The organism is Pontibacterium sp. (genome assembly GCF_041587635.1).
In the GTDB taxonomy this organism is placed as follows: Bacteria; Pseudomonadota; Gammaproteobacteria; order Pseudomonadales; family Balneatricaceae; genus Pontibacterium.
In genome coordinates, this window is record NZ_JBFGYC010000099.1 from 1 (window position 1) to 9,429 (window position 9,429).

Genomic DNA, 9,429 nt, shown 5'->3' on the forward strand with positions numbered 1-9,429 from the left:
ACCCATGATTACCGTCACCCTGGGTATCGCCCGAACAGTCGGAGAATTCAGGATTATCTGGCCCATGCTTATGGCAGGCTCGCTTGTCGGCGGAATGCCGGCCATCATTCTTTACATCTTTTTAAGATGGTCTTTGAAGAAAGTATTCAAAAAATGCGTCTTTTTCGATGTCTCCTCGTCTTATAGGTAAAACATCCAACATGAGAAGACACCATGCTCAAAGTGATTAGCTTTACGATCTGCCCATTTGTTCAACGCGTAACCGCTCTGCTGGAAGCTAAAGGTCTTCCCTACGAGATTGAATACATCAGTCTTAAAGACAAACCTCAGTGGTTTCTGGATCTCTCTCCGAACGGGCAGGTGCCGGTGTTGATCACGGAATCAGGTCAGGCTCTGTTCGAATCCGATGCGATTGTGGAATATATCGAGGATGCCTACGGACCGCTGAATTCGTCACTCACGCCTGAGCAGAAGGCAGTTAATCGAGCATGGAGTTACTTGGCCGCCAAAAACTACTTGGTACAGTGCAGTGCGCAACGCAGTGGTGATGAAGTTACGTTGAATGAACGCAGCGTAAAACTGGAGAAAGCCTTTGCCTCGATAGAAAAAGAGCTGGGTAATGCCCGTTTCTTTAACACCAACGAGGTTGGTATGGTGGATATTGCCTGGTTACCGTTGTTGCATCGGGCGGCGTTAATCGAGAGGCATGCGGGTTATGACTTTCTGGCGGGTTATCCCAAGCTGAAACGCTGGCAGCAGCATCTGCTGTTTACCGGATTGGCAGAAAAGTCGGTGGCAACTGATTTCGAAGAGGCGTTTACAGGCTTCTATTTGTCGGATCAGACATTTTTGGGTAACCGGAACTGTCAGGTATCAGCGCCGGCAAACAATACCTGCGCCACTGATAGTTGCTGTTAAGCTTAAGTGAGGCATGGGGGGCAGGGAACGCCCCTTTTGTGATCCATCGGGTAGGTCATGAAGAGGTATGTATTGAACATCGAAGAGGTCTGGCAGGCTTATAGCAGCAGTCTAAGGGTGATGCTGAAATCAAAGATATCCGATCCCGATGATGTGGAGGATCTGTTGCAGGAGATCCTGATAAAAACGCATCGTAATATCGGCAGTCTGCGTGCTCGGGACAAACTCAAACCCTGGCTGTTCCAGCTGGCTAATAACACCGTGATCGACTTCTATCGCAAGCATGGCGCCGCGCGTGACGCTGAGCCTGTTGATCTGTGGTATGAACACAGTGAGCCGGATGTTGAGCAGCAATTGAGCGAATGTGTTGTGCCATTTGTGCGGACGTTACCGCAAAAAACCGCTGATCTATTGCTGGCCGTAGATATTGAGGGGCGGTCGCAGAAAGCGTATGCCGCTGAATTAGGTGTTAGTTATTCTACGCTGAAGTCCCGCGTGCAGCGTGGACGGCTGAAATTGCGTGAGGCGTTTGAGCAGTGCTGTCATCTTGAACTGGATCGACAGGGTCGGGTGGTTGAATACCGGAAGAGGCAGGAGAGGTGTGGAGGTTGCTAAAGTACCGGATATGGAGCATCGGTATCATGCCACGCTCAATGCACTGAATACGGCGTGGCATGATACTGATGTTTAGCGTTTGCTTGCTTACGGCTTCACAGAAAACGGCGTAGCCACCGGCAAAGAGCCACTGTCTGCAATCACGACATCTTTTTCCGGGCGATCACGGTAGTCCGTCGCCGTTTTTTCGATTAGGCGCACAACATCCATTCCGGCCAATACCTTGCCGAACACCACATGACGTCCATCCAACCACGGTGTTTTTACTGTCGTGATGAAAAACTGAGAACCGTTTGTATCCGGGCCTGCATTGGCCATCGACAACCAGCCTGCGCTTAAGTGCGAGAGTTTGAAGTTTTCATCTGGGAAACGTTCGCCATAGATGGATTTACCGCCGGTACCGTCTCCATTCGTGAAATCACCACCTTGCAGCATGAAGTCCTGAATCACACGGTGGAATTGACTGCCTTTGTAACCAAACCCCTTTTCGCCGGTGCTCAGTGCGTAAAAGTTGTTAGCGGTTTTGGGCACGGTTTCACCGAAGAGGCCAATCTCGATGCGACCCGCTTTCTTTCCACCAATGGTGATATCCATGAATACTTTTTTGGTGACGATCAAATCGTCGCCCGCAAAAGCAAAAGATGCGCTGCACAACAACATAAGTGCCAGAAAGAGTTTTTTCATTGTTCGATTCCTATAGCGATAGAACGGTCCGTTTTTGGGCGATACACATCCACAGTTGAGGTGGGTGTGCAGCATGGATGCTACGCCATTTGAGCCGTGCCAGGAACTACATAAAGTGGGACCGAGTTTTAATAACTAACTGATAAAGATAGTATTTTAAGCGCTTTAAGTTATGTTCATGCCGGACCTTTGCCTTTTGCTTTCATGCCGCGCTGTGGGTTGAATCCCTTAATCGCCAGCACTGAAAATACCAATGTTGTGCCCGCGACCATCGCAAATGCTTCCCAGCTCATCTTCAGGTAGAGCGCGTGGCGCACCAGTTCTGTGGCGTGGGTAAAAGGATTGATTGAACACAGCCAGTACAGCCATTCGCTGGCTTCGCGCATTTTCCACAGGGGATAGAGTGCGGAGGAGAGGAAAAACATCGGGAAGATGACGAAGTTCATCACTCCGGCGAAGTTCTCCAGCTGTTTGATCCATGACGACATAAACAGGCCCAATGCGCCGAGCATCAGCGCCACAAGGATCAGCGCAGGTAGCACCGCCAGATAGCCCAACAGTGGTGGATCAACACCCACAAACAGGGCGATAACAAGGAAGGTATAGACCTGAGCCAGAGAGATCAGGGCGGTGGCAGCGAGCTTACAGATCAGCAGAAAACCCCGGGGCAGGGGGCTCATTAGCAAGACGCGCATGCTGCCCATCTCCCGATCGTAAACCATCGAAAGACTGCTTTGCATGCCGTTAAACAGCAGGATCATGCAGCAGAGGCCGGGAGCGATGTAGACCTCGTAGGTGATGTAGGTTTCGTAAGGCTCAATGATTGCGATACCTAATGCGGCACGGAAGCCAGCGGCAAAGACAACCAACCACAGCAGCGGCCGGATCAGAGCGCTGAAGAAGCGCGAGCGCTGGCTGACAAAACGCAGGAATTCCCGGCTGAGAATGCCATAAAAGCAGCTGAAGTAAGCGGCGTTATTGAGCGGTGCTTTAGCTTCAATGTTCATGCGGTTATTCATCAAGCGACCTCCTCAACACCGCTGAGGTGATGGAACAGGTGGGTGAGGTTGTCATGTTGATGGCTGGCGCAAATTGCGGCGCCCTGACCCTGCGCCTTAAGTTCGCCTTTAAACAGCATCAAAACGTTGTCTTCGTCGTGAACCTCTTCAATCAGATGGGTGGCCCAGAGGACAGTCAGATCTTGTTTTTCACATAAGGAGCGTACGTGTTGGTTCAGTTTAAGGCGGGTTTGCGGGTCGAGGCCGACCGTTGGTTCGTCCAATAACAGCACGCTTGGGTTGTGCATTAACGCACGGGCGATCTCGACACGGCGGCGATGACCGCCGTTCAGGCTACGGACTTTGTCATTGATCCGATCGGCCATCTCCATGCGTTGTAGCTCAGTTTCCATCCGCTGCTGTGCATCACGACCACTGATGCCGTGCAGAGACGCGTGGTACTTCAGATTCTGGCCCACCGTCAGGTCCAGATCCAGCGTGCTTTGCTGGAATACGACCCCAAGCTGTTGCATCACGGCAGTGGGATGCTGTCGGATACTGTGGTCGCAGATGCTGATCTCCCCACTCTGTAAGGCGTACAGTCGGGTGAGCAGGGCGAACAAAGTACTCTTGCCAGCCCCGTTGGGGCCGAGCAGCGCATTGAAACGACCCGCTTGTAGTTCAAAGCTGAGATCGTTCAGTGCAGTACGGGGGCCAAAGCTAAAGCTAACGGAGCTGACCTGAATACTCATTAAGACGGACCTGTCAGTTAAGGTTTAACCACAACACCCCAAGGGTAGCGGCCTACTTTGATCGATTTCGTCACTTTCATTTTGTCCACGTCCACAACCGACACATCACCGCTGACACCATTGGTGGTGTACATCTGACTTTCGTCTTCGTTGAACGTCATGTGCCAGACACGGCGACCAACTAGCAGGTAATCCAGCACTTCATAGGTGTTCGCATCCACGACGGCCACATGGTTGGCCGGGCCTAATGCGATAAAGGCGTATTTGCCATCGGAGGTCAGTTTCACGCCGACAGGTTGCACTTTGTCTGGGTGAATGCCGGGTATTTTAAAGGTCAGCTTTTGAATGATCTGACGGGTGCTGGTGTCGATAACGGATACCGTGCCGCCGATCTCTGAAGAGGCCCACAGCAGGGAATCATCTTTGTTGAACTCGACATGACGCGGACGCTGATCCACCAGTGTGTTGTCTACCAGTTCATAGGTGCTGGTGTCGATCCAGTGCACCATGTTGGTGGTTTCGCTGGTGTTGACGGCCCATTTACCGTTGTGGCTCACGGCCATACCTTCAGGCTCAACACCCACATCGATCTGTGCCAGCACGTCCTGCGTTTCGGTATCAACGACGGTCACCAGTGCATCGTCTTCGTTGGCGATGTAGAGGTGGCGGTCATTCGGATGCAGGGCAAACTGTTCTGGGTCTTCACCGGAGGGCAGTTCGGCGATAATGCTGTGATCAGCCAGATTCATGATCTGTACAGTGTCGGAATCAGACGCACAGATGTATAGCTTGGTGTGATCTTTGGACAACGTGATACCACGTGGACGCTGACCCACATCGATGGTGTCGGTGACTTTCATCGTGTCCAGATCGATGACCGACAAGGTGTCATCCTTTTCGTTAGATACGTAGGCCACGGCTGCAAAGCTGCTGGCGCTGAGGGTGAGCAGAGTCGTGGTGATCGCCGCAGGCAAAGCTGAACGGATAAATTGTGTGGCTTTCATTAAATCTCTCCGGGAATAAGTACAGCAGAGTTACTGCATACGGCAGCGGCTTTCGGGTTTATCAAACCCAAGGGTGTCCAGATCAGTCACCGGGTGAAGAAATCCGTGTTGTGGTGACTGGGAAACCACTGCGCGTGGGTGAATTAGCGGAATGGTCTGGCGTAACTGGCCACTCCAGGTGCGGTAATTGAGCTTGCGGCCCTTAAACGCAGCCAGCTGAAATTTGTCAGACAGGATAAAGCTGCGCAGTTCGGTGGCGTTGTTGCTGCGGGTTTGAGTAACCGCCTCGGCAATCGAGCGAACTCCGGCCCATGCCGCATAGTCTTTCCCCGTCATCCAGCGTTCGGATAACTTATCGAATCGGCTCTGAAGCTGGGCAGCACCCCATTGCTCCACCACGCGATGCCAGGTTACCGGCGTCAATCCCTGAGTACCGGCGATCGGACGTGGATACCAGGTGTTGTAAAGCAGATACTCACCGAAGTCGCCGCGTTCGTCCGCCACCACGACCACATCGTATTCATCGGTTTGAGTGAAAAGTGGCAGTTCGTTCTGTGCCGTACGGCGCAGGTCGGTATCAAAACTCCACTGTTTTTCTTCGATGATCTCAGCGCCAAAGCGTTTGGCTGTGCGTTTAATGGCGTTAGCGTAGGCCTTGTCTTCCGGTTGGTTACCGCTGATCAGTAACCATTCTTTCAGGCGTTTTGCGTTGAGCCACTGACCCAGTGCATCGGTCAGCATCGCGCGGCTGGGTGTGGTGTGTAAAACGTTGTTCAGGCACACATCCGTGCGCAGTTCATCGGCTTGAGATCCCGCATTAAAAATCAACGCATCGTTGCCCATAGCCGCTGAAAACTGTTGGAGCTGGGCTGAGGGCATATTGACCACAAACAGGCGGATGCCGCTGTCATAAAGGGCTTGTCCATCCCGCAGCATTTGTTCGGAGCTGGTGCTGATTTTTTCTGTGAGCTGGTATTTCTGTTTCAGAAAGCGACCGGTCGTATTGCTGTCTTTAATGCCTAACTCTGCACCGGCTAATCCTGCATCGTCAGGTTCTGGTAGAACGTTGGACAGTGCGGGCGGGCGTTCTGGTTGGAATTGCAGGTAGGCCACATCAATAGTTAGGGGCTGTTTGGCCGCCAGTGCTGCAGTACTGCTCAGCAGTAACGCGGAGCAGGCGAGTAACAGAGGTGTTTTCAGACGTTTCAGCATAGGGATCTTCGGTCTAATTGTTCTTATTACATCAGCATAGGGGGTCAGCAGGAGCGGAGGAATATGAAGAAAGTACGAAACAATTAGTACCGAAGTACCATTTTTAAAACGTGGCTGCTCTCTAGCATAAGTAGTGTCATTCAAAGAATAAAAACACCGAGGTATCTATGCGTCTCCTTAAACCCCTAATGATTGCAGGCTTCGCTGGTGTGATGGCTGTTACGTCTGTTGCTCAAGCAGCAGGGGATCTGACCCGTCGTCCACAAAAATTGCCGGATCTGGTGATGGGCAGTGACGAGTCTGATTATTTTATGTCGCAGAAGGAGTACCAGTTAGAAACGGGCAAGTCCTACAAACTGGCGATCATCTCCAATGGCCAGAAAGAATACGCGATGCAGGCCCCTGAGTTCTTCTCCTCAATCTTTCTGCGCAAAGTGGAAGCGGGCGGTATGGAGATTAAAGCAGTTCACCTGACAGAACTGGAGTTTGAAGATGCATCCGAAGCGGAGATCTACTTTGTGCCGATTAAACCGGGCAAGTTCGAGTTTGAGATGGAAGGTCTCGAAGGTAAGGGCATGGTGGGTGTATTCAACGTGAAGTAAGTCCCTGTCAGCTGTTTACTTCAGATCCGAAAAGGAGAGTGCACGATGTTTCGTACCATCAAAGGTTTGATTGGGACAGGTTTGCTCATCGGAGTAAGCATGCTGGCATCCGCCGATAACACGGTGCAGTCACGACAGATTGTGTTGCAAGGCGGAAATGGTGAGCAGCTGACCATCGGTCAGTTGCTGCTGTCACCCACGCAGGACGGGTACAGTGCGGTCGTCAAGATGGACGATGCCCCCTATGGCGATCAGTTTTTGTCTATGCGGCCGTTTAAGTGTCTGGAAAGTGAAAAGCAGCAGCTGTGCCACTTGCCTTACCCTTATCAAAACAAGCAGCAGATTCGTCAGGGCGAGCTGATTGATCTGGAATATCAGTTACTGTTTATCCGCCGGGCCCCCAATGACTACGGGATCAATCCGTGGTTTGGCGTGTATTACAAGCTGGAATGGCAGAATCCACCTGAAGGCCCGATTGTGGGTACCTTGTACGAAACCAATCTGGATGTGCTGGCCGCACCGCCGGAAGATCCCGCCATCAAACCGATCTCCGAAGATGACTTGTATGAAGCCGATCATGCAGAGCATTGGCTACCGCAGCTGATCATCAGGTAACCCATTGAAAGGTTTGTTGCGCTTAAATTTACTGGTCAGCGTGGTGTTTGTGCTGGCCTTTGTTCTGACCCTGTTTGGTCTGATCCGGCAGGGTGAAAAAGATATCGAACGCGAGATCGGTGCCAGTATCCACTTTGCTGAGCAGATGATTGAAGCGGCTCAATACGATCCTTCCCGTTTACAGCCGTTGCTCAACGGTAACACCCGCCATATCCATTTCTATCTCAATCATCTGCCTACTGCGTATGACCGGGATAACGATGTGCCCGCGTGGTTCTCTGATCTGTTGCAACCGAAAGGTGCGTTTGTTGCGCGTCCATGGCGCTACCCGCTCATGAACGGTGAGCTGTTGTATGTGGTGGCGATGCCGGATGATGAAATTGATGAGGTATGGGAGTCAGCATTGATGCTGGCTGGCTTATTTCTGGGTGGAGCATTGCTGTCCAACCTGATGATCTTCTGGGGGGTGCGTCAGGGGATGAAACCGATCAGCCAGATTCTGGAAACTCTGGAGCAGGAAAAGAGTGGGCGGTTCTGTACCCGCTTACAGCATTACTCGATGCCGGAAGCTGACCAGCTAGCAGATCATTTTAATCGGATGGCAGAAGCACTGGAGCAGGAACAGCACGGTAACCGTCAGCTCACCAAACAGCTGATGGAGTTACAGGAATCGGAGCGCACCCGCTTGGCCCATACCTTACACGATGATCTGGGCCAGTATGTGACGGGCATCCGGGCGCAGGCCTATATGATTTGTCAGGCGGCGGATCAGCAACAGGTGGTCGAGAAAACGGCGGAACGGATCGTGGGACACTGCGATGAGATGCAGAAAAGCTTCCGCCATCTTATCCGGGATCTGCATCCTGTTATTTTGCATCAGTTAGGTCTGAAAGATGCGCTGTGCAATCTCGCCGAACAGTGGCAGGAAAGCAGCGGTATTCCGGTGAATCTTGAGATGGCCCAAACTCTTCCTGAATTAGAACCTGAGCGCGCCGGTCATGTCTATCGTCTGGTACAGGAAGCGTTGCATAACGTGACCCGGCATGCACAGGCGACGACGGCAGAGCTTTCACTGGTACTCAACGGACCCCGATTGCAGTTAAGGGTGATCGATAACGGCTGCGGTTTGATGCCGCAGTCGATGCCGGGTATTGGTATGCGCTCGATGCATGAGCGGGCGCGTTATCTGGGTGGTGTGCTGCAGCTGGAGTCGGTGTCTGGCGGCGGTACCAAAATATCATTGAGCATGCCTGTGGAGGCACCATGAAGATTCTGATTACTGATGACCACGCAGTGGTGCGACAGGGGTATGCCAGTTTGTTGTCTGTGATGCTTGATCCCTGTGAGGTGGTCGAAGCGGAAAGTGGCGAAGAAGCCTGTATGCGGTGTGTTGCGCACCAGCCGGATATGATGATTCTGGATATTAATCTGCCGGGGATCAGTGGCATCGAAACCGCGCGTCGTATTTTAAAGCGAGATCCTGATGCGCGTATCCTGTTTTTCAGCATGTACGATGAGATGCCGATGGTGCAGCAGGCGCTGGACTGCGGGGCTTTGGGGTATATCACCAAAAGCAGTTCCCCTGAGGTGCTGATTGAAGCGGTACGCAACGTGGCGGTCGGTCAGATCTATGTGGAACACGCGCTGGCGATGCGGCTGGCAATGCGTCAGCAACCGAAGACGGTTTCTGATCAACGCCTGCAGGATATGACTCAGCGTGAGTTTGAGGTGTTTGTGATGCTGGCGCGCGGCTTCAGTGTGAAAGCGGTTGCGGAGCAACTCTCTATCAGCGCAAAAACCGTATCGAATTATACCGCGATGCTCAAGAGTAAGCTGGAAGTGGACTCTACTACGGAGCTGGTACATCTGGCGATTGAGACCGGAGTGATAAAGGTTTCACCGGAAGTAGGGCGTTAATCGGTATTTTGAGTTTGTTCGGTGCACGATTCTTGTTTTGATAAATTTATTTAAATTCAATAGGTTATAATCTGTTTTTTTTGGCGGGACGGTCTCTGGTTGCTCCGTACGC

At 52.0% G+C, this 9,429-nt stretch carries 11 protein-coding genes and 1 pseudogene; 7 read left to right on the forward strand and 5 right to left on the reverse strand.

Going from position 1 to position 9,429, the window contains the following annotated elements; translation table 11 throughout:
- From ABYW01_RS07200 to sigZ, 3 genes and pseudogenes are all read left to right on the forward strand, one after another.
- Window positions 1-190: pseudogene (locus ABYW01_RS07200) on the forward strand (hypothetical protein); the annotation flags it as partial.
- A 23-nt stretch (window positions 191-213) separates the two neighbouring features.
- Window positions 214-918, forward strand: coding sequence for a glutathione S-transferase family protein (locus ABYW01_RS07205; RefSeq protein ID WP_372831808.1), 705 nt, complete (start codon window positions 214-216; stop codon window positions 916-918).
- A 57-nt stretch (window positions 919-975) separates the two neighbouring features.
- Window positions 976-1,533, forward strand: coding sequence for an RNA polymerase sigma factor SigZ (gene sigZ / locus ABYW01_RS07210; RefSeq protein WP_372831809.1), 558 nt, complete (start codon window positions 976-978; stop codon window positions 1,531-1,533).
- 87 nt (window positions 1,534-1,620) lie between these two features.
- Here the strand turns inward: sigZ and ABYW01_RS07215 are convergent, their stop codons facing one another.
- From ABYW01_RS07215 to ABYW01_RS07235, 5 genes are all read right to left on the reverse strand, one after another.
- Window positions 1,621-2,217 carry a peptidylprolyl isomerase gene (locus ABYW01_RS07215; protein ID WP_372831810.1) on the reverse strand — a complete coding sequence of 199 codons (597 nt, stop codon included), beginning with the start codon at window positions 2,215-2,217 and terminating at the stop codon, window positions 1,621-1,623.
- Window positions 2,218-2,393: 176 nt separating this feature from the next.
- On the reverse strand, window positions 2,394-3,236 hold the full coding sequence (locus ABYW01_RS07220) for an ABC transporter permease (RefSeq protein ID WP_372831811.1): 843 nt from the start codon (window positions 3,234-3,236) through the stop codon (window positions 2,394-2,396).
- Complete coding sequence (locus tag ABYW01_RS07225; protein WP_372831812.1) at window positions 3,236-3,967, reverse strand: ABC transporter ATP-binding protein; 732 nt, start codon at window positions 3,965-3,967, stop codon at window positions 3,236-3,238. Before ABYW01_RS07225 ends, ABYW01_RS07220 begins: the two co-directional genes overlap by 1 nt.
- 17 nt (window positions 3,968-3,984) lie before the next feature.
- Window positions 3,985-4,971, reverse strand: coding sequence for a YVTN family beta-propeller repeat protein (locus ABYW01_RS07230; RefSeq protein ID WP_372831813.1), 987 nt, complete (start codon window positions 4,969-4,971; stop codon window positions 3,985-3,987).
- A gap of 30 nt (window positions 4,972-5,001) precedes the next feature.
- Entirely contained in the window at window positions 5,002-6,183 is a 1,182-nt protein-coding gene (locus ABYW01_RS07235) for an ABC transporter substrate-binding protein (protein WP_372831814.1), read from the reverse strand.
- Between the two features lie 167 nt (window positions 6,184-6,350).
- On the opposite strand from ABYW01_RS07235, the gene ABYW01_RS07240 reads away from it, so the two are divergent.
- The 4 genes from ABYW01_RS07240 to ABYW01_RS07255 are packed head-to-tail and all read left to right on the forward strand — an operon-like array spanning window position 6,351 to window position 9,317.
- Window positions 6,351-6,785: a copper-binding protein gene (locus ABYW01_RS07240; protein ID WP_372831815.1), complete on the forward strand. Its 435-nt coding sequence runs from the start codon at window positions 6,351-6,353 to the stop codon at window positions 6,783-6,785.
- A gap of 45 nt (window positions 6,786-6,830) precedes the next feature.
- Window positions 6,831-7,400: a hypothetical protein gene (locus ABYW01_RS07245; RefSeq protein WP_372831816.1), complete on the forward strand. Its 570-nt coding sequence runs from the start codon at window positions 6,831-6,833 to the stop codon at window positions 7,398-7,400.
- 4 nt (window positions 7,401-7,404) lie between these two features.
- Entirely contained in the window at window positions 7,405-8,667 is a 1,263-nt protein-coding gene (locus ABYW01_RS07250) for a histidine kinase (RefSeq protein WP_372831817.1), read from the forward strand.
- A complete protein-coding gene (locus ABYW01_RS07255; RefSeq protein WP_372831818.1) occupies window positions 8,664-9,317 on the forward strand; it encodes a response regulator in 654 nt (217 codons plus the stop codon). The genes ABYW01_RS07250 and ABYW01_RS07255 overlap by 4 nt, the downstream gene beginning before the upstream one ends.
- The last annotated feature ends 112 nt before the right edge of the window (window positions 9,318-9,429 follow it).